Below are 15973 nucleotides of genomic sequence, written 5' to 3' on the forward strand. Positions count from 1 at the left end.
ACCGTCGAGAGCAGTTGTCAGACGACTTCCGCCAGACGATGCATCAGCACCGACAGCCCGGCTTCCTGCACCAGCGCAGCCGCCGTTTCCACATCCATCCATTGCAGACGCCGCTGCTTGCGCTCGGGCCATTTCCTCATCTGAATGCCGACCTCCAGCGAATAGACCTCCACGGTCGCCGGCAGCACCACGCCGGAGCGGAGGCGCTTGCCATAGGTGTAAATGCCTAACGGCATGTTACTCACAGCCCCGGCCAGGCCGGCCTCCTCATAGGCCTCGACCGCCGCGGCGATGGCCGCTGTTTGCCCCGGCTCGACATGGCCTTTGGGGATCACCCAGCGCCCGGTATCGCGAGAGGTGATCAACAGCACGCGCAAACCATCGGGCCCGTGGCGGAATGGAAGCGCGCCGGCTTGACGCATGATGGGCGTCTCCGGCGCCAATCCTGAAATGGCCACGAAATGATTCATGACGTGGCGTCGAGAGGCTCTGGTTCAGAGAGTGGCTTGTGTGTGAGAGTGGGGGAAGCGTTAACGCCTCCCGGCCTCATGAAAACGATGACGTCTCCCCGCGCACGGTTCAAGATTTCAACTTTCCGACCAGCTTCGATCCATGGCCGCACGGAGTCATGTGCTGTTTGAAAGTTCAAAAAAAACATGTCCAAAAGCTTGTCATCTAAGCGGATGTAAAATTCCGGTTTGGCCAGAGGATCTTCGATGACAGGCAAAGTCATGCTGCTCTCCCGACATTCCGCGCGGATCATTATCTTTGTGTGAATGTTACATTCAAATGACAATATAAAAACTAGTCAAGGGAAGAGCGCAATGTGAGTGGAAGGAAAATTGCTTTCTAACGGCAGTGATGATCGGGCGTATCTTAAAAATGTTCTTTGTTTGTTCCTTTTCGGCCATGGATTGCCCCCGCTGCTCCTCGGAGAGGAAGCGGCCGCTTTTTGGAAAAAGCGGCGCAAAAACTTTTGGTTATGCTGGGCCATGGGCGTTGTCCCCGACAACGCCCAAAGTAGCCGTCCTTTAGCTAACTGATGGAAACCGGCCGCTTGACCAGAATCAGGGAGAGCGTGGCGGAGACCAGACCGATGACCGCCGCCGTTAACAGGGCTGGCACGAAGGAATGCGTGGCCTGCACGATGAAGCCGGTGATCATCGGCGCCAGCGCGCCGCCCAGATAGCCGCCGAAATTCATCACCCCGCCGAGCGAGCCGACAAAATTCTGCGGCGCGCCGACCGAGACCATTGCCCACTGGCCGGACATCGCGAAAAATCCGAGGAACATCGCCAGGGTCATGGCGGCGATGGCAAGACTGTTATCGCTCACTTCCGCCGCGACGGCCGTGAACAGCGCCATGCCGGTCAACCCGAACACCGCCGCCATCTTGCACGCCGCAAGCGGGGTGACGCGCTGCCCTGCGGCCAGCCGGTCGATCACCAGCCCGCCGGTGATGCTGCCGACGGTGCCACCGAAGAACGGAATGGCGGCGAGGAGACCGGTATGCGGGATGCTCATATGGCGCTGGATTTCCAGATAGCCGGGCAGCCAGGCGGTGTAGAGCCAGATCAGGTAGATCGTGCCGAAAAAGCCAAAAATCATCCCCCAGCTGGTGCGGTGGCCAAACAGCTTGCGCCAATCCGAGAACGTGGCCGGGGCGGGCTGGGCCTCATGGTGAGAGAGATAGCGCGCATCGGTCCCTTGAAACCCGAGTTTGGCCGGCGAACGGTAGAAGGTAAGCCAGACTCCGGCGACCGCAATCCCGGCGAGTCCCATGATGGCGAACATCGCGCGCCAACCAAAAGAGGTCATGAGCAGCGTGACCAGTGGTGCGGACACCGCCGGGCCGATCGAGGAACCGAGCAGGAATACGCCGGTCGGTAGGCCACGTTCCCGCGGGCTGAAACAGTCCCGCACCACGCGCGCGCTGACCGGAGATTGCGGCGATTCCCCGGCGCCGAGCAGCATGCGCAGGGCGCAGAATTCAGCGAATCCGCCGGCAAAGCCGCAGAATAATTGCGCCGCGGACCAGATGATTTGCGCCGTACCGAGCAACAGACGCGGGCCGATGCGATCGACGAAAAAGCCGACCGGGAGTTGGCAGAAGGCGTAAGCCCATAGAAAGGAGGAAAGCAACAGCCCCATTTGTCCAATGGAAATGCCCAGATCATGACGGATCAGCGGATTGGCGATGGAGAGGGTCGAGCGGTCGATCATGTTGACCAGGTTGCTCATCACCAGCAGGCCAAGAGATGTGACCTGGAGCTGTCGCAGCCGTCGCGAAGGTCTGATGGCTTCGGCTTCCGCATAGGGCAGGTCAGCAATCGTCGTTTGCTGCTCAAGCATAGATGAATCCTCCGTGTTTTATTTTTCACCGCGCCACGAGCGGGTTCGGTTGTTTTTTTTTCGTAGATCAAACTGTAATGGGCTCGGCCCGGTTGGGCAAACAAATTCAGAAATTGGCAGGCCGGCTATTTCAGATGGAGGAAAGCGGCCGCTTTTTGAAAAAAGCGGCGCAAAAACTTCTTCTATGCTGGGCCATGGGCTGTGTCGGTGACAACGCCCATGGCCCAGCATAATAAAGTTTTTTTGCTTCTTTTTGTTCACAAAAAGAAGTCTTTCCCTTCGCTATCCTTAACGCGCCGTCGACCAGAACAGCGTGATGCTGGACGGCAAGAAACTGCGGCTCTTACTCAGGCAAAACTCTGCCGTGACAAGTTAACGCGACAATGCCATCAGACCTTGAAAAATCTTATCCTGCCCATCAAACTAACAAACACTTTAAACAATCTGACGACAGAGAAGAAGAACAAGTGAGGGAATGTGATGGAGCAAACCAAGACAGCCGTGGCTTCTAGATACCGGTACGTCATTGTCGGGTTTCTGTTTGTTGCGGCGATGCTGAATTATATTGACAGGATGACGCTTCCCGTCGTGGCACCTCTTGTTGCCAAGGAGCTGAACTTCAAACCGGCGGAAATGGGTGTGATTTTCAGCGCGTTTTTCGTCGGATATGTGGTGTTTTGCTTTATCGGCGGCGCATCGGCCGATCGGCTTGGTGCGAAGAAGGTCTATGGCCTCGCCATGGCGGTCTGGTCGTTGTTCTGCGGCATGACCATCGTTGCGACAGGTTTTGCCTCGCTGCTGGTCTATCGCGTCATCTTCGGCATGGGCGAAGGCCCCATGGGAAGTGTCAGCAACAAAATGGTCCGCGACTGGTTCCCTCGCGAAGAAGTCGGCCGTGCGCTGGCGATTGCGCCGAATATCGGCAATCAGATCGGGGCGATGGCGGCCGGACCGTTCGTCGCAGTGCTGGTCACTGCGGGCTCCTGGCGGACCCCCTTCATTGTGGTTACGCTCCTTGGCTTCTTGTGGCTGGTGGCTTGGATGTGGTTGGTCACTGACACGCCCGCCACAAACCTCCATGTTTCCGCCCGCGAACTTGCGATGATCGGCGATAGCCGGGTCGGTGAGGCCGCCAATGGCGCCGACGCTGGTCGCAGCCTTGGCTATTATCTGTCCCGCCCGGCGGTGCTCGCACTGGCTGCCGGCTTTTTCGGCGCCAATTACATTTCATATTACATCTTCACCTGGCTGCCGAGCTACCTGATGAACGTCCATCATCTGCCGTTGCGGGGTGCCGCAATGTTGGTGGCGATTCCGCCGCTCATGGGCATTCTTGGAAATATCGTCGGCGGAAGTGCTGCGGACTGGTTGTTGCGGCGGACCGGGGCGCCGATTTTGGCGCGCCAGATCATCCTGGTCCTTGGTTTGTTTGTGGCGGCTTGCGCGCTGGGCGCGGTGACATGGGTGACCACGGTCCAGGCGGCGCTCGTGCTGATAGCCGGCGCCCAATTCTTCGTCTCGATGGCACCATTGGCTTGTTGGCTGTTGGTCCAGGAATTGGTGCCGCAGTCACGTACCGGGGTGGTCGGAGGGTATGTCCATTTCCTGTCGAACATCGCGGGCGTTATCGGACCGGCGGCAACCGGCTTCATCATCCAGTATGCTGGAGGCTACGGTCCGTCGTTCCTTCTGGCCGGAGGCATCGTTATGCTGGGCGCCTTGGCCGTGCTGTTATTTGTTCGTGAACCGGTGCCCCCGGTCAGCCACGCTTCTCGGATATAGGAAAGCAGCCGCTTTTTGGAAAAAGCGGCGCAAAAACTTTTGCTATGCTGGGCCATGGGCTGTGTCGGCGACAACGCCCATGGCCCAGCATAGCAAAGTTTTTTTGCTACTTTTTGTTCACAAAAAGTAGCCTTCTCCTTCGCTTGGCCTCACGTGACGGGGGCGGGGTTGAACAGAGTGAGGTCGTTGAACAGGCCCCACCGGTCCGACCATGGCGTGGTCCGTCCGCTGGCGACGTCGAGGATGGTTCTGAATAAATCCCAGCCGGTTTCCTCGATCGTCGCAGCACCGGTGGCGATGCGTCCGGCATCGAAATCGATCAGGTCATTCCAGCGTTCCGCCAATTCGGTGCGGGTTGAAACCTTGATCACCGGGGCCGCCGCGAGGCCATAGGGCGTACCGCGCCCGGTCGTGAAGATTTGCAGCGTCATGCCGGCGGCGAGCTGCAACGTGCCGCAGATGAAGTCGCTCGCGGGTGTCGCCGCAAAGATCAGGCCTTTTTGCCGGACGCGTTCACCGGGGGAGAGCACACCGGAAATCGCGCTGGAGCCGGATTTGGCAATGGAGCCGAGCGATTTCTCGACAATGTTGGCAAGCCCACCTTTTTTATTGCCGGGTGTGGTGTTGGCGCTGCGGTCGGCGCCGCCTGTTGCGAGATAGTCGTCATACCACGACATTTCTCGTACGAGCGCCGCGCCGATTTCCTTGGTGGCTGCGCGCGGGGTGAGAAGATGAATGGCGTCGCGCACCTCCGTCACCTCCGAGAACATCACGGTGGCTCCGGCGCGCACCAGGAGATCGGCGGCAAAACCTAAAGCCGGATTGGCGGTGACGCCGGAGAAGGCGTCGCTGCCGCCGCATTGCATGCCGATTACCAGATCGGAGGCGGGGCAGGTCTCACGCCGGCGGTTGTTGAGCACTTCCAGCCGCGCTTCCGCCATTTTCATGATGCCATCGATGATCGCCCCGAATCCATGGAACGCCTCGTCCTGCATCCGCACGATGTTGGCGGACTCCCCCTCCGGAACCAGTCGTTCGGGCACTAATTTTTCACAACCAAGGCCGACCACCATCACCTCGCCGCCGAAATTGGGATTCTGAGCGAGATTCTGCAAAGTTCTGATTGGCACAGCAGCCATTGGTGCGGAGATCGCGACACCACACCCATAGGCATGGGTTAACGCGATGACGGCATCGACATTCGGATATTTAGGCAACAGCTCAGAACGGATTCGTTTGACCGCGAATTCCATGGTGCCGGCCACGCATTGCACGCTGGTGCTGATCGCCAGAATGTTCCTGGTCCCGACCGTGCCGTCAGGGTTGCGGTAGCCCTCGAACGTGTAGCCTTCCAGAGGCGGAAGCGGCGCCGGAACGGCGGTGGCGAGATCGAGCGCCGCGAGTGCGGGCGGGCTTGGCATCAAAATCCGTGATTCCTCGACCCATGCCCCGGTGGCGATCGCCCCCCGGGCAAAGCCGATGATTTCGCCATAGCGCCGGATGGCCTCGCCATCGCCGATATCGATGAGCGCGACCTTATGACCTTGCGGCACATAATCGATCAGGCGCAGACCGTCCGGAAAGACGGACCCCGCGGGCAAGCCGAAATCGTTGACGATGATCGCGACATTGTCCGCAGGATGCAGCTTGATATAACGCGGCTCGTGCTTGCGGTCTGATTTTTCCTGTGGCACCGGTTCCATTTCCTTACCCCCTTTTGGGAGCATCAGGCTATCAGCTTCCGGACGTCAAGGTTGCTCACGAGTGTCTTGACTTCCGCCAGTTCGGCTTCGGTCAAATCAGTCAGCGGCGACCGCACCGAACCGGAATCACGCCCGACAGCCTTCATGCCCGCCTTGATGATGGAAACAGCATAGCCTTTTTTGCGATTGCGGATGGCGATCAGCGGCAGAATGAATTGACGCAAACCAGCATATACGGCCTTGCGATCCTGGCGGCGCACCGCCGCATAGAAAGCAGTCGCAAATTCCGGTACGAAATTGAAGACGGCGGAGGAATAGGTGGTGACGCCCATCTCAAGGTAAGGGAGCGCGAACGTCTCGGCTGTGGGCAGCCCACCGATATAGGTCAGACGATCCCCCATGCGCGAATAGACCCGGGTCATCAGCTCCACATCGCCGACGCCGTCTTTGTAGCCAACGAGGTTGGGGCAACGCTCGCAAAGCCGCGCCAGTGTATCCTCGTTCAGTATGGCGTTGTCGCGATTATAGACGATGACGCCAAGCTTTGTTGACGCGCAGACAGAAGCGATATGGGCCGCGAGGCCTTCCTGTTCGGAATGCACGAGATAAGGCGGCAAAAGCAGAATGCCGTCCGCGCCCGCGCGTTCGGCGGCAGCGGCCAGATCCTTCGCGATGGCGGTGCCATGACCGGCCGGGGCAATCACCGGCTTGCGGCCTTTGGTTTCGGCCACTGCCACGGTCACGACTTTTTCAACCTCGGCCGGCGTTAGCGAAAAAAACTCGCCGGTGCCGCCTGCCGCAAACAATCCCGCGACATTGTAGCCGCACAGCCAGTCCAGATTCGCGCGATACTGAGTTTCATTGAAAGCGAAATCCGCCGCGAACGGCGTTACCGGGAAAGATAAAAGGCCGCTGCCGAGTTGCGTGGCCATTTCTTTGGGAGTCAGTCTGCTCATGGTTTTGACTTTCTGATTTCAATGGTCGGTGGCAAACGATACGAAACATAATTGAGGCGGAGATCAATCCCCGTCAAAGCCGAAGCGTGAATGGATCGATGCCATGTGAGCATCGCAGCGTGGACAGCGCGTCACCGTACAAGACAAGGACGCTTGTCGTCGAAGGTCCAGCCGGGGATCAGGAATTGCATGGCCTGGGCATCGTTGCGCGCCCCCAATCCATGGTCCTTGTAAAGCTGGTGTGCCGCTGCGAGGGCGTCCATGTCGATCTCGACACCGAGGCCGGGGCCGTCGGGTACGTTGATTTTGCCCGCCACGATCTGCAGCGGCTCCTTCGTGAGCTGCTGGCCGTCCTGCCATATCCAGTGGGTGTCGATGGCGGTGACCTTGCCCGGTGCTGCTGCCGCCACATGCGTAAACATCGCCAGCGAGACATCGAAATGGTTATTGGAATGCGAGCCCCAGGTGAGGCCGTTGTCGCGGCATGTCTGGGCAACACGGACCGAACCCTGCATGGTCCAGAAATGCGGATCGGCCAGCGGGATGTCGACGGCGCCGAGGCGCAGACAATGCGCGAGCTGCCGCCAATCGGTCGCGATCATATTGGTCGCGGTCGGCAGGCCGGTGGCGCGCTTGAACTCGGCCATGATTTCGCGGCCCGAGAAGCCAGCTTCAGCGCCGCACGGGTCCTCAGCATAAGCGAGAATGCCCTGCATGTTCCGGCACAGGCGAATGGCTTCTTCGAGCGACCAGGCACCGTTCGGGTCGAGCGTCACGCGCGCCTTGGGAAAGCGGCTTGCCAGGGCGGTAACGGCTTCGATTTCTTCCTCGCCGCGGAACACGCCGCCCTTGAGCTTGAAGTCGACAAAACCGTAGCGATCGTGGGCCGCCTCGGCCAGACGCACGATCTCTGCCGGCGTCAAGGCCTTTTGGTGGCGTAGGCGGAACCAGTCATTTTTGGCAGCCGGTGCGTCGGCATAGGGCAGATCGGTCTTGGTGCTGTCGCCGACGTAAAACAGATAGCCGAGCGTCTCGACCGCGTCGCGCTGGCGGCCTTCGCCGAGCAAGGCGGCAACGGGAAGGTCGAGATGCCGCCCGAGCAGATCCAGCAAGGCCGATTCAAGCGCTGTCACGGCATGAATCGTGATGCGCAGGTCAAAGGTCTGCTTGCCGCGCCCGCCGCTGTCGCGGTCGACAAATTGCCGGCGCACGGAATTTAAGATATCGTTGCAGGCACCGATGGTTTTCCCGACAACCAGGGCGCGGGCGTCTTCGAGCGTTTGACGGATGGCCTCGCCGCCCGGCACCTCGCCGATGCCGACATGGCCGGAATTGTCTGTCATCAGCACAATATTGCGCGTGAAGAACGGCGCATGAGCGCCGCTCAGGTTGAGCAGCATGCTGTCGCGCCCGGCAACCGGAATCACCTGCATATCCGTCACAACGGGGGCGCCGCCAAAGCCGTCCCGAACAGATTTTTGGATCATATTTCCTCCTAGCTAACCTTTAGAAAGGCGTTGTGATTTCAGATCTGGTCTGCATCGATGCCGGGCCGCACGCGCAGATGGCCACGACGTTAGAGGGCGGTTTGATCCGCGTCAAAGCCAAACAATGGATCGATCAATACCTGATTGGGATCAATTGGCGGTGTCAGTCGAGGCAAGCTTGCAGGCAATGTCGACCAGAACAGGCAGCAAGGGGCTTTCATTATCACGCCGCCACACCATGAAGAGTTCCGCCAGCGCTGGAGAGGGGTCAGAAAGCGGCTTCAGATGCACATCATGATAATGCAGCATCGCCGCGGCGCGCGGCACAATGGCCAGGCCAAGTCCGGCGCGGACCAGCGCCAGCACCGAGTGAACCTGACTCAAATGCTGGACGTAACGCGGAAAAACATCGGCCTTGGCGAATTGGGTGACCAGAAGGTCATGAAAGTACTTGGATTCGTAAGGAGAAAACATAATAAATGGTTTTCCGTCAAAATCCGCGTAGGAGAGCGCCTCGGCGTCGGCCAGCGGATTGCCGCGCGGCACGGCAGCCAGCAACGGCTCGGCCACGACGCGTATCGACATCAGCTCGCGCCGGACAAAGGGCGGTCTCAACAGGACGACATCAAGCTGCCCGGAGGTCAAAGCCTCCAGCTGTTCGCTGGAGACCATCTCTTTCAAGGACAAATCGACATCCGGCAGATGTTCAACGCAGGCGGCGATCAACTCGGGGAGAAATTCATAAGCGGTGGTTGCGGTGAAGCCGATTTTGAGAGATCCGGTTTTGCCAAAAGCGATGCGGCGGACCATCTGGCTGGCGCTCTCGGCTAGCTTGAGGATACGCACGGCCTCGGGCAGAAAGCTCCGGCCCGCGGGCGTCAAGCGGACGGAACGGCTGGTGCGCTCCAGCAGCGTGGCGTCAATAATATGTTCCAACACCTGGATCTGCCGGCTCAATGGTGGTTGGGTCATGTTGAGGCGGGCGGCTGCACGCCCGAAATGCAGCTCTTCGGCGACAGTCACGAAACAACGGAGCTGGTTTAGATCAAACATGGATAAAGCTTCAGGACGTTGGTTGGGCCCTGTGTATCACCAAAGCTGTTCTATGCAAAAAATGGCGGCCGATGAAGAAAGCAGCCGCTTTTTGAAAAAAGCGGCGCAAAAACTTCTGCTCCTCTGGGCCATGGGCGTTGTCACCGACAAAGCCCATGGCCCAGGTTAATAAAGTTTTTTTGCTACTTTTTGTCCACAAAAAGTAGCCTTCCTTCACTCTAAGACGCGGTAAATTCCGCCATTTCACGCGTCCATGCCTGTGCCTGTTCGCTCATGCTGACGCCCAGGCCCGGGCGGGTTGGCACCAGCATCCGGCCGTCTTTCACCTCCAGCCGCTCATTGAACAATGGCTCCAGCCATTCGAAATGCTCCACCCATGGCTCGCGTTGCATCGCGGCGGCGAGATGGATGTGAAGTTCCATTGAAAAATGCGGCGCGATTTGCAGGCCAGCGAACTCGGCCAGTGTCGCCACTTTCAAAAATGGCGAAATGCCGCCGACACGCGGCGCGTCCGGCATCAGGAAATCCGCACCATTCTGGCGGATAAAGTCCCAGTGCTCCAAGACGCTCGTCAGCATCTCTCCGGTGGCGATGGGGGTGTCGAGCTGTGCCGCGAGCGCCGCATGACCGGCAGCGTCGTAGCAATCCAGCGGTTCTTCGATCCAGATCAGGTTGAACGGCTCGAAAATCCTGCCCATGCGCTGTGCTGTCGGCCTGTCCCATTGCTGGTTGGCATCGACCATCAGCGGGAAATCATCGCCGAGATGCTGGCGAACCTTTGAGACGCGTTTAACGTCAAGCGCCCAGTCCGGCTGCCCCACCTTGAGTTTGATGCCGCCAATTCCCTTCTTGCGTGAGGCATCGGTATTGACGAGCAGTTCGTCAAGCGGCGTATGCAGAAATCCGCCCGAGGTATTGTAGCAGCGCACGGAATCGCGTTGCGCACCGAGCAGTTTGGCGAGCGGCAGGCCTGCCCGTTTTGCTTTCATGTCCCACAGCGCAACGTCGAACGCGCCGATGGCTTGCGTGGCGAGGCCGCTGCGGCCCACCGAAGCGCCGGCCCAGCATAATTTGTCCCAGGCTTTTGAAATGTCGTTGGGATCCTCGCCCAGCAGCGCCGGGGCTATTTCTTTCGCGTGAGCGAACTGGCCGGGCCCACCCGCTCGTTTGGAATAGCTGAAGCCGAGACCTTGATAACCCTCCGTGGTCTCAATTTCACAAAACAGGATGGCGATCTCGGTCATGGGTTTCTGTCGGCCGGTTAGAACCTTGGCGTCACTGATCGGCGTTTTCAGCGGAAGATAGACCGAATGCAGCCTGATCGCCCGGATGGTTTCGCTGGTTTTGGACATTTAATCGGTCCTCTTTAGAGCAAGGTTGCTTTGTCGATTCGATTGGGCCATGTCGCTCAGGGAAGTGAAGGGAAGGCTACTTTTTATGAACAAAAAGTAGCAAAAAAATTTTGTTAATGCTGGGCCTGAGGCTTTGTCAGCGACACCGCCCATGGCCCAGCGGAGAAGAAGTTTTTGCGCCGCTTTTTTCAAAGAGCGGCAGCTTTCCTTTATATGCTCGCGGCAGGCCCGGGATTGGCGCCGCGTTCGAGCAGCTCTATCGACATGCCTTGTGGACCGCGAATGAAGCAGACCCGGACATGAGGGCGGATGGTCGTCGGCTCCCTGGTGAACTCGACACCCTTGTTTTTTAATTCGGCGGCGAGCGCGTCGATGCCCGTGACTGTAAGGCCGATATGGTCGAGTCCCTGGTGCGGCGTTACCGGTGGCGCGCCAATGTCCTCGCCTTCGGTGACAGGCGTGATGAACAAGACGACATTGCCGAATTTGACCTCAAGCCGGCCCGGCCCATGCGCGATTTCACCGCCGAGCATTTGTTCAAACCATGCGGCAGCAGTCTCCGGGTTCGGGCTGCGCAAGTGAATATGATCGAAATCCACGACAGGCATTCTGTAGTCTCCCTATTTTGCTACAATAAACTCCCCACGCTTGGCGCGGTCTCGGCATTCACAAGCTCGGCGTTTCATCCTGGCACCGGTGGCGCAGGAAGTCCGGCTGTCTTGCTTCAATCTTTGCACTCGCGGGGGGCTGCACTAGCCGCGCCCGGCGAACGGCATTTTTGTCGCCATGACCGTTAGGTCCATGACATTCGCATCAAGCGGAAACGAGGCCATGAAGGCGACCGCTTCGCCGACACTCTGGACATCCCTGGTGGGTTCGACGGCCATCGATCCGTGCGTGGCGGCCCGCCCAATTCCACGGCCCGCTCCGGTGACTACGGCGATCTTGCGTGTCATGGCTTTTTTCCTCCAGTGCACCGTCCCATAGGACCCTAGGCTATTGATATTGTTGCGGCCAAACATGGTTCTGGTCGAGGGTGGGAGGTAATCCGAATAGGCATCCGGTATCAACACTCCAGTGAGCATCGATCGATCCACTTCTAGCATCGATATGTGAGCATTTAGAGCATGATTAGTTTAGGTTGACATGTTTTCGCTGTTTTTTCACAGGCGATTCGATTGCTCAGGCGCGGAGTAGAAAGCTTCTTTGGGGCCCTTGCTGTTTCAGCGCCACAGGCCCAGCGGGCCAAAAGTTTTTGCGCCGCTTGGCTCGAAAAGCGGCCGCTTTCCTCTATCCGAGACCTCGGCCTGGAACATGTTGTTATTTCTATAACATCGATTGATATTGTGGTAATTATAGTCTTATCGGGAGGTGGAAAAATGCGGCGTTTGTCGTTTACTGAGCATCCAGCGTCCGTAGGCGAGACTTTCGCCGAGCATTTTCGCGCTGCCGGCAGTTTTGGCGCGTCCATGCTGTCGGCCGGGAGGGCCTGTTTGGTGCATGCGCTGCTGCCGTCCCTGTTTACCTATACCGGCTTGAATACGGTGCGGCGTCTTTACGGCCGTATGGTCGTCGCCCGCGCGGCAAAGACACACGAAACACAGAGGTGATCTCGTTGACAATACCGGCCTTGGATCACGTGGTGATCGACGTCAAAGAACAACTGGATGAAGCCGCTGCGCAGTATCGGCGCTTGGGATTTCATCTAACGGACCGCGGACACCATACGCTGGGATCGGCCAATCATCTCGCGATCTTCCGCACCAATTATCTCGAGCTGCTGGCGATGGGCCTACCCGGAGGGCCTGTGCGCCAGGAGCTCGCCTCCTTTCCCAAAGGGCTCAATGGCCTGGTACTTTCAACTGAGGATACCGATGGGCAGTATCGAGATCTCCGCGACCGTGGCGTCGCGATGCGCGATCCGCAATCCTTCTCGCGACCGGTCGAGCTTCCCGGCGGTATCGTGGATGCGCGTTTCCGCACGGCCCATGTTGAGGCAAGTGAGGTGCCCTTCGGGCGGCTCTATTTCTGCCAACATTTTACGCCGGAGCTGGTCTGGCGTGACGAGTGGCAGAATCACCCCAACGGGGCCGAGGAGATCACCCATATTCTGATTGCCGCGGAAGATCCGGTGGCCACCGCTGCGCTATTCGGGCGGATGTTCGGCGTGGAGCCTAAGCGTATCGAAGCAGCCGCGACGTTGCGCTTCAAGGCAAGCGAGGTCGAGATCGATATTCAACCGCACGACATCGCCGCGCGCCAACTAGGTGCTGCTTTTCCGGAGCGGGCGGGCCGGTCATCCTTCGTCGCCGCGCTGCGCTTTCGGACGGTCTCTTTCGCACGGACCGCGGCGGCGCTCGCCCCGCTCGGCTTTTCGCAAGGTTCGGAAGGCCGGCTTTTGGTGCCTGCGCAGGCGGCAGGAAATATCGCGCTCGAATTCAGGGAGTGATGGGATATGCAAAGTGACATGATCGCGCTTGAGAAAACGACGGGAGGCGGCACCGCGTGGAGCAATCTCGGCACCGCGATGTACCGCTCCGGCATTCAGGATGCCGCTGCTGTCATCGATCTCGGCGGCGAGGCGCCCCCGCGCACATTCAGCTACGCCGATATCGAGGCAATGGCCGACGGTGTCGCGCGCGGTCTTGAGCGGCGCGGCCTCAGGCGTGGCGACAAGGTCGCAATCGTGAGCGCCAACCGCGTCGAATATCTTGCGGCCTTTCTCGGTACGATGCGCGAATGCAGAGATCAGCAACGGATATGGCACGACCGAGGCTGGGCCTATTGCCTTCGCGCCGCACCCGGCGGGATTGCCGACGCCGCCGCTCTTCGTCGGCGTCAAGCATCCGCTTGTCGAACTCCGCTTCGTCGATGGAGAAGCTGTCGCTCGAATTGGATTTCCCGACCCCGACGCCCGGCGAGGGCGACGTTGTCGTCCGCGTACGCGCGTGCTCGCTCAACTATTACGACGTCTTCACACGCCGAGGCATGCCGGGCATCTAGATTCAGATGCCGGCGATCATACGCCCGCCGCGCTGCTGGGCATGGCGGCAAGTGTCATTCCCTATCTACGCTTCGGAACAGGTCTGCTGACGAGCAACATCGTTGAAGCAGGCGGCTTCGTACGCAGCGGTCCCGATGTTGGCCGCCCGACCTTCAGCTCCATATCTGCATCGGTATCGTCGACGATCATGCACGCCGCTTTCATGCCGCGACAGGAATTGCGCTGGACGTCTGCGTGTTGCGGCCGGAAAGCCGTGGCCGAGTGACCCTGGCGTCCCGTGATGAGAAGGCCGCGCCGTTCATCGATCCGTGCTTTCTGTCCGCGTCCGGCGACATGGAGCTTCTGGTACGCGGCGTGCGCATCATACACAACCTTCTGAAGATGCCGCCGCTCGCGCGCTATCGCGGGCCCCTCCTCTACGGCACCGGCGAGGAAGATGATGCGGGGCTGCGCGCCCTGATCCGGGAGCATGCTGACACCATCTACCATCCGGTCGGCACCTGCCGTATGGGCGGGGACGCGCGTTCGGTGGTCGATCCGCAGTTGCGCGTGGCGGACGCATCGATCATGCCGGCGCTGATCAGCGGCAATACCCAGGCACCTTCGGCGATGATCGACGAAAAGGCGGCTAACCTCATTATAGGACAATGGTCATGATCGATGCCAATATGCGGATCATTTTCGATCAACAACACGCCGCCTCGCGTGCCGGAACCGCGCCATCGGCCCAGACGCGCCGCGCGACGCTGGCCACGCTTGAGCACTTGATCGTCGACAATGCCGATGCGCTGGCCGCCGCCATTGCAACGGATTTCGGCGGGCGGGCCCGGGCAGAAAGCGAGCTGATGGAAATGGTCCCCGCCGTGCGGGCGATCCGTTACGCCCGCCGCCATGTCGCGCGGTGGATGCGGCCGGAGCGGCGGCCGGTTGATCTCGTCTTTCAGCCCGGACGCGCTTCGGTTCGGTACGAGCCGCTTGGCGTCGTCGGCATCATCTCGCCTTGGAACTATCCGCTGCTGCTCGCGCTCTCGCCCCTGGCCGACGCGCTGGCAGCCGGCAACCGCGCGATGCTGAAGCCCTCGGAGCTGACGCCGGCCTTTGCCGATCTGCTCGCCCGGCTCATCGAACAGCATTTTGACCCGCTGGAGGTTGCCGTTGTCACGGGCGGGGTGGAGACCGCGAAGGCGTTTGCAGCGCTGCCCTTCGATCATCTGCTGTTTACCGGCTCGACCACGGTGGGGCGCCACGTCATGCAGGCTGCAGCCGGGAACCTGACCCCGGTGACGCTCGAACTCGGCGGCAAATCGCCGGGGATCGTTGCCCCCGATTACCCGATCGACAAGGCGGCACGGTCGATCGCCTTCGGCAAGTTCGTCAATGCCGGCCAGACCTGCATCGCACCTGACTACGCGCTGGTCCCCGAAGCTGCCGCTGAGACCTTCGCACGGGCCATCATTGCCAACGCGGAGCGCGCCTATCCCCGCATCGACGGCAACGCGCAGTACAGCTCGATCATCGATGGGCGGCACAGAGAGAGGCTGGCGGCCGCGCTCGAAGAGGCGCAGGCGGGCGGGGCCAAGGTCTTTGCACATGGCGTGGCGGGGACGGATCCAAAACGAATGGCGCCCACGGTGGTGCTCAACGCACCTGCCACGAGTATGCTAATGACGGAGGAGATTTTCGGGCCGATTCTGCCGATCGTCACCTATCGGGACCTGGATGAGGCGATCGCCTATGTCACCGGCAGACCCCGCCCTCTGGCGCTTTATCTGTTTTCGCGTGACAAGCGGACGCAGGAGCGGGTTCTGTCGCGGACGATGTCGGGCGGCGTGACGCTCAACGGCACGCTGTTGCATATCGCGCAGGACGCCCTTCCTTTTGGCGGTATCGGGCCGAGCGGAATGGGCGCCTATCACGGCCGCGATGGCTTCCGCCGGCTCAGCCACGCCCGCGCGATTTACAAGGTTGGCTTTTTCAATACGTTCGAGCGACTGGGGCCGCCATGGGGGGCTTTGAGCCGGACCGTGGCCCGCGTTCTGGGCGGCCTGGGGTGATAGGAAAGCGGCCGCTTTTTGAAAAAAGCGGCGCAAAAATTTTTATTGTGCTGGGCCATGGGCTGTGTCACCGACAACGCCCATGGTCCAAATTACTAACCCGGCCGCCAAATAGGTATCACGCTCTTCGTCATGCGGCATATCGGACATCAGCCGCCTGAAAGAAGGAACGCACCTTTTCCGGCCGGCGTTGCAGTCCGCGCATGTGAGAATGCAGCCCAGCCTTCATT

The 15973-nt window shown here is 59.8% G+C and carries 17 protein-coding genes and 1 pseudogene; 9 read left to right on the plus strand and 9 right to left on the minus strand.

The window, feature by feature from the left end; genetic code table 11:
* Positions 1–17: 17 nt before the first annotated feature.
* On the minus strand, positions 18–422 hold the full coding sequence (locus tag VGG47_RS14190; RefSeq protein ID WP_331539682.1) for an NUDIX hydrolase: 405 nt from the start codon (positions 420–422) through the stop codon (positions 18–20).
* Positions 423–1035: 613 nt separating this feature from the next.
* A complete protein-coding gene (locus VGG47_RS14195; RefSeq protein ID WP_331539684.1) occupies positions 1036–2352 on the minus strand; it encodes an MFS transporter in 1317 nt (438 codons plus the stop codon).
* A 219-nt stretch (positions 2353–2571) separates the two neighbouring features.
* On the opposite strand from VGG47_RS14195, the gene VGG47_RS14200 reads away from it, so the two are divergent.
* Together VGG47_RS14200 and VGG47_RS14205 are read left to right on the plus strand one after the other, a co-directional pair.
* On the plus strand, positions 2572–2823 hold the full coding sequence (locus tag VGG47_RS14200; RefSeq protein ID WP_331539686.1) for a hypothetical protein: 252 nt from the start codon (positions 2572–2574) through the stop codon (positions 2821–2823).
* 9 nt (positions 2824–2832) lie between these two features.
* Complete coding sequence (locus VGG47_RS14205; protein ID WP_331539688.1) at positions 2833–4134, plus strand: MFS transporter; 1302 nt, start codon at positions 2833–2835, stop codon at positions 4132–4134.
* 149 nt (positions 4135–4283) lie between these two features.
* Here the strand turns inward: VGG47_RS14205 and garD are convergent, their stop codons facing one another.
* The 4 genes from garD to VGG47_RS14225 form a co-directional block, all read right to left on the minus strand.
* On the minus strand, positions 4284–5837 hold the full coding sequence (gene garD / locus VGG47_RS14210) for a galactarate dehydratase (RefSeq protein WP_331539690.1): 1554 nt from the start codon (positions 5835–5837) through the stop codon (positions 4284–4286).
* Between the two features lie 23 nt (positions 5838–5860).
* A complete protein-coding gene (gene kdgD / locus VGG47_RS14215) occupies positions 5861–6793 on the minus strand; it encodes a 5-dehydro-4-deoxyglucarate dehydratase (protein ID WP_331539692.1) in 933 nt (310 codons plus the stop codon).
* Positions 6794–6924: 131 nt separating this feature from the next.
* Positions 6925–8280, minus strand: a complete 1356-nt coding sequence (gene gudD, locus VGG47_RS14220) for a glucarate dehydratase (protein ID WP_331539694.1) — start codon at positions 8278–8280, stop codon at positions 6925–6927.
* A gap of 150 nt (positions 8281–8430) precedes the next feature.
* Positions 8431–9333 carry a LysR substrate-binding domain-containing protein gene (locus VGG47_RS14225; protein ID WP_331539696.1) on the minus strand — a complete coding sequence of 301 codons (903 nt, stop codon included), beginning with the start codon at positions 9331–9333 and terminating at the stop codon, positions 8431–8433.
* On the opposite strand from VGG47_RS14225, the gene VGG47_RS14230 reads away from it, so the two are divergent.
* Positions 9332–9502 (plus strand): hypothetical protein, encoded by a 171-nt coding sequence (locus VGG47_RS14230; RefSeq protein WP_331539698.1) that lies wholly within the window; start codon positions 9332–9334, stop codon positions 9500–9502. The genes VGG47_RS14225 and VGG47_RS14230 overlap by 2 nt on opposite strands.
* Positions 9503–9551: 49 nt before the next feature.
* Here the strand turns inward: VGG47_RS14230 and VGG47_RS14235 are convergent, their stop codons facing one another.
* The 3 genes from VGG47_RS14235 to VGG47_RS14245 form a co-directional block, all read right to left on the minus strand.
* Positions 9552–10685 (minus strand): L-talarate/galactarate dehydratase, encoded by a 1134-nt coding sequence (locus VGG47_RS14235; protein ID WP_408842153.1) that lies wholly within the window; start codon positions 10683–10685, stop codon positions 9552–9554.
* A 209-nt stretch (positions 10686–10894) separates the two neighbouring features.
* On the minus strand, positions 10895–11293 hold the full coding sequence (locus tag VGG47_RS14240) for a VOC family protein (RefSeq protein ID WP_331539702.1): 399 nt from the start codon (positions 11291–11293) through the stop codon (positions 10895–10897).
* A 144-nt stretch (positions 11294–11437) separates the two neighbouring features.
* Positions 11438–11641 carry a hypothetical protein gene (locus tag VGG47_RS14245; protein WP_331539704.1) on the minus strand — a complete coding sequence of 68 codons (204 nt, stop codon included), beginning with the start codon at positions 11639–11641 and terminating at the stop codon, positions 11438–11440.
* A gap of 222 nt (positions 11642–11863) precedes the next feature.
* Between VGG47_RS14245 and VGG47_RS14250 the strand changes: the two genes are divergently transcribed.
* From VGG47_RS14250 to VGG47_RS14270, 6 genes and pseudogenes are all read left to right on the plus strand, one after another.
* Positions 11864–12295 carry a DUF6356 family protein gene (locus VGG47_RS14250; protein WP_331539706.1) on the plus strand — a complete coding sequence of 144 codons (432 nt, stop codon included), beginning with the start codon at positions 11864–11866 and terminating at the stop codon, positions 12293–12295.
* A gap of 32 nt (positions 12296–12327) precedes the next feature.
* Complete coding sequence (locus VGG47_RS14255; RefSeq protein WP_331539708.1) at positions 12328–13134, plus strand: VOC family protein; 807 nt, start codon at positions 12328–12330, stop codon at positions 13132–13134.
* 78 nt (positions 13135–13212) lie between these two features.
* Positions 13213–13410, plus strand: a pseudogene (locus tag VGG47_RS15680) (AMP-binding protein); the annotation flags it as partial.
* An 85-nt stretch (positions 13411–13495) separates the two neighbouring features.
* Positions 13496–13954 carry a hypothetical protein gene (locus VGG47_RS14260; RefSeq protein ID WP_331539710.1) on the plus strand — a complete coding sequence of 153 codons (459 nt, stop codon included), beginning with the start codon at positions 13496–13498 and terminating at the stop codon, positions 13952–13954.
* Positions 13951–14346 carry a GMC oxidoreductase gene (locus tag VGG47_RS14265; RefSeq protein ID WP_331539712.1) on the plus strand — a complete coding sequence of 132 codons (396 nt, stop codon included), beginning with the start codon at positions 13951–13953 and terminating at the stop codon, positions 14344–14346. The genes VGG47_RS14260 and VGG47_RS14265 overlap by 4 nt, the downstream gene beginning before the upstream one ends.
* The gene (locus VGG47_RS14270; RefSeq protein WP_331539714.1) at positions 14343–15743 is read left to right on the plus strand and encodes a coniferyl aldehyde dehydrogenase; all 1401 of its coding nucleotides are present in this window, start codon (positions 14343–14345) and stop codon (positions 15741–15743) included. The genes VGG47_RS14265 and VGG47_RS14270 overlap by 4 nt, the downstream gene beginning before the upstream one ends.
* Positions 15744–15973 lie beyond the last annotated feature (230 nt).

The organism is Acidocella sp. (assembly GCF_036489515.1).
Classification (GTDB): domain Bacteria; phylum Pseudomonadota; class Alphaproteobacteria; order Acetobacterales; family Acetobacteraceae; genus Acidocella.

Bases quoted from the DNA above. Each gene is read 5' to 3' on its own strand.
- VGG47_RS14190 (WP_331539682.1), bottom strand. From the start codon at position 422: ATGCGTCAAGCCGGCGCGCTTCCATTCCGCCACGGGCCCGATGGTTTG.
- VGG47_RS14195 (WP_331539684.1), bottom strand. From the start codon at position 2,352: ATGCTTGAGCAGCAAACGACGATTGCTGACCTGCCCTATGCGGAAGCC.
- VGG47_RS14200 (WP_331539686.1), top strand. From the start codon at position 2,572: ATGGCCCAGCATAATAAAGTTTTTTTGCTTCTTTTTGTTCACAAAAAG.
- VGG47_RS14205 (WP_331539688.1), top strand. From the start codon at position 2,833: ATGGAGCAAACCAAGACAGCCGTGGCTTCTAGATACCGGTACGTCATT.
- garD (WP_331539690.1), bottom strand. From the start codon at position 5,837: ATGGAACCGGTGCCACAGGAAAAATCAGACCGCAAGCACGAGCCGCGT.
- kdgD (WP_331539692.1), bottom strand. From the start codon at position 6,793: ATGAGCAGACTGACTCCCAAAGAAATGGCCACGCAACTCGGCAGCGGC.
- gudD (WP_331539694.1), bottom strand. From the start codon at position 8,280: ATGATCCAAAAATCTGTTCGGGACGGCTTTGGCGGCGCCCCCGTTGTG.
- VGG47_RS14230 (WP_331539698.1), top strand. From the start codon at position 9,332: ATGGATAAAGCTTCAGGACGTTGGTTGGGCCCTGTGTATCACCAAAGC.
- VGG47_RS14225 (WP_331539696.1), bottom strand. From the start codon at position 9,333: ATGTTTGATCTAAACCAGCTCCGTTGTTTCGTGACTGTCGCCGAAGAG.
- VGG47_RS14235 (WP_408842153.1), bottom strand. From the start codon at position 10,685: ATGTCCAAAACCAGCGAAACCATCCGGGCGATCAGGCTGCATTCGGTC.
- VGG47_RS14240 (WP_331539702.1), bottom strand. From the start codon at position 11,293: ATGCCTGTCGTGGATTTCGATCATATTCACTTGCGCAGCCCGAACCCG.
- VGG47_RS14245 (WP_331539704.1), bottom strand. From the start codon at position 11,641: ATGACACGCAAGATCGCCGTAGTCACCGGAGCGGGCCGTGGAATTGGG.
- VGG47_RS14270 (WP_331539714.1), top strand. From the start codon at position 14,343: ATGATCGATGCCAATATGCGGATCATTTTCGATCAACAACACGCCGCC.